This is a genomic window from Clostridium aquiflavi, from assembly GCF_031344075.1.
Taxonomy (GTDB): domain Bacteria; phylum Bacillota; class Clostridia; order Clostridiales; family Clostridiaceae; genus Clostridium; species Clostridium aquiflavi.
Genome location: NZ_JAVJAN010000092.1, coordinates 1 through 2,035, shown reverse-complemented (window position 1 = coordinate 2,035; position 2,035 = coordinate 1). Strand labels below are relative to the sequence as shown.

The following is a 2,035-nucleotide window of genomic DNA, read 5'->3' as shown; positions in this document are numbered from 1 at the left end:
GGAATTCCCGAGTGGCCAAAGGGGGCAGACTGTAAATCTGTTACGTTACGTTTCGATGGTTCGAATCCATCTTCCTCCACCAAAGAGAATAAACATAGTTTATTCTCTTTTTTATTATTTAATAGTCAGAAGTTATTGTAAGTATAGTTTATGTACATATTTAATTTTAAAATAAGGTTATAAAGATATAGATTTTATAGAAAATAGGAAAAACTATTAATTAGATAGTTTTATTAATTACTAAAAATTATAGGTTGACTAAGTAAATACCATATGTTAAAATACGAATGAAAATTAAATTAAAGTTACTCTTATCGAGAGAGGTGGAGGGAAAGGGCCCTATGAAACCCGGCAACCTGTGTATACAAGGTGCCAATTCCTGTAGATAAATTGTATCTACAAGATAAGAAAAGGATTATTGAATTAGTGCTCTTCTTATAGAAGGGTTTTTTTATTCTTTAGAAATTTATATTGTCTGAAAATCTGTGGATAACTTATAAAATACTGTATTTTATAGGCATAATGAGTACATCCAAAGAATAAAAAAAGAGACTATAGTCACTTGTTAGATTTTTCTTACATGAATTATAGAAATAAGATGCGTAAAGAAGTGGACGATTCAAAGTCGCTTAGTTATTTTTTATATCAAGATCAAATATAAGTTTAAGAATTTATTATAATAAAGAGCAGAATGAAGGGAGAAAACAATGAGAAGATTATTTACATCAGAATCAGTTACAGAAGGGCATCCAGATAAAATGTGCGATCAAATTTCAGATGCTATTTTAGATGCTATTTTAACTAAGGATCCAAATGCGAGAGTTGCATGTGAAACATGTACTACTACAGGACTAGTTATGGTAATGGGAGAAATATCAACTAATTGTTATGTTGATATTCCTAAAGTTGTTAGAGAAACAGTTAGAGAAATTGGATATGATAGAGCAAAATATGGATTTGATTGTGACACTTGTTCAGTTATGACTACTATAGATGAACAATCAGCAGATATAGCAATGGGAGTTGATGAAGCTCTTGAATCTAAAAAAGGTCAAAAAGATGAGGTAGAAGCAGTAGGTGCTGGAGATCAAGGTATGATGTTTGGTTTCGCTACTAATGAAACAGATGCATACATGCCACTACCAATTTATATGGCTCATAAATTATCTAGAAGACTTACAGAAGTAAGAAAAGATGGAACTTTAGATTATTTAAGACCAGATGGAAAAACACAAGTTACTGTTGAATATGAAAACAATAAGCCTAAGAGAATAGATACAATAGTTATATCTACTCAACATGGTGAAGAAGTATCATTAGAAACAATAGAAAAAGATATAAAAGAACATGTAATAAACTCAGTAGTTCCAGCTGAATTATTAGATTCAGAAACTAGATACTTTATAAATCCAACTGGAAGATTCGTTGTAGGGGGTCCTCAAGGGGATTCAGGATTAACAGGAAGAAAAATAATAGTTGATACATACGGTGGATATGGAAGACACGGTGGTGGAGCATTCTCAGGCAAGGATTCAACAAAGGTTGATAGATCAGCAGCTTATGCAGCAAGATGGGTGGCTAAGAACTTAGTTGCAGCAGGTATTGCAGATAAATTAGAAATACAATTAGCTTATGCTATAGGGGTTGCAAAACCAGTTTCTATTGAAATTGAAACTTTTGGAACAGGTAAAATGCCAGAAGATAAGATTGTTGAAATAGTAGAAAAAGTATTTGATTTAAGACCAGGTGCTATAATAAGAGATTTAGATTTAAGAAAGCCTATATTTAAGCAAACTGCTGCTTATGGACATTTTGGAAGAACTGATCTTGATTTACCATGGGAAAGATTAAATAAATTAGAAGAAATAAAAAAATATATTTAGAAATCTAATGAATTTTATATAATTTATAAAGACTTATCTTACTTATTAAGTGTATTAATAGTAAGATAAGTTTTTTTATTCTTTAGGAATTTATATTATTAAAAAATTTGTGGATAACTTTTAAAATAATGTGTTTTAAAGGTATTATGAGT

The 2,035-nt window shown here is 30.2% G+C and carries 1 protein-coding gene and 1 riboswitch; the gene reads left to right on the top strand.

Annotated elements, in window-relative coordinates; all coding sequences use genetic code 11:
- Positions 1-308: 308 nt before the first annotated feature.
- Positions 309-410: riboswitch (SAM riboswitch) on the top strand.
- Positions 411-707: 297 nt separating this feature from the next.
- Entirely contained in the window at positions 708-1,883 is a 1,176-nt protein-coding gene (gene metK / locus RGC78_RS16050) for a methionine adenosyltransferase (protein ID WP_252214394.1), read from the top strand.
- Positions 1,884-2,035: the final 152 nt, after the last annotated feature.

Coding starts and splice junctions, on each gene's coding strand:
- metK (WP_252214394.1), top strand. CDS start 708: ATGAGAAGATTATTTACATCAGAATCAGTTACAGAAGGGCATCCAGAT.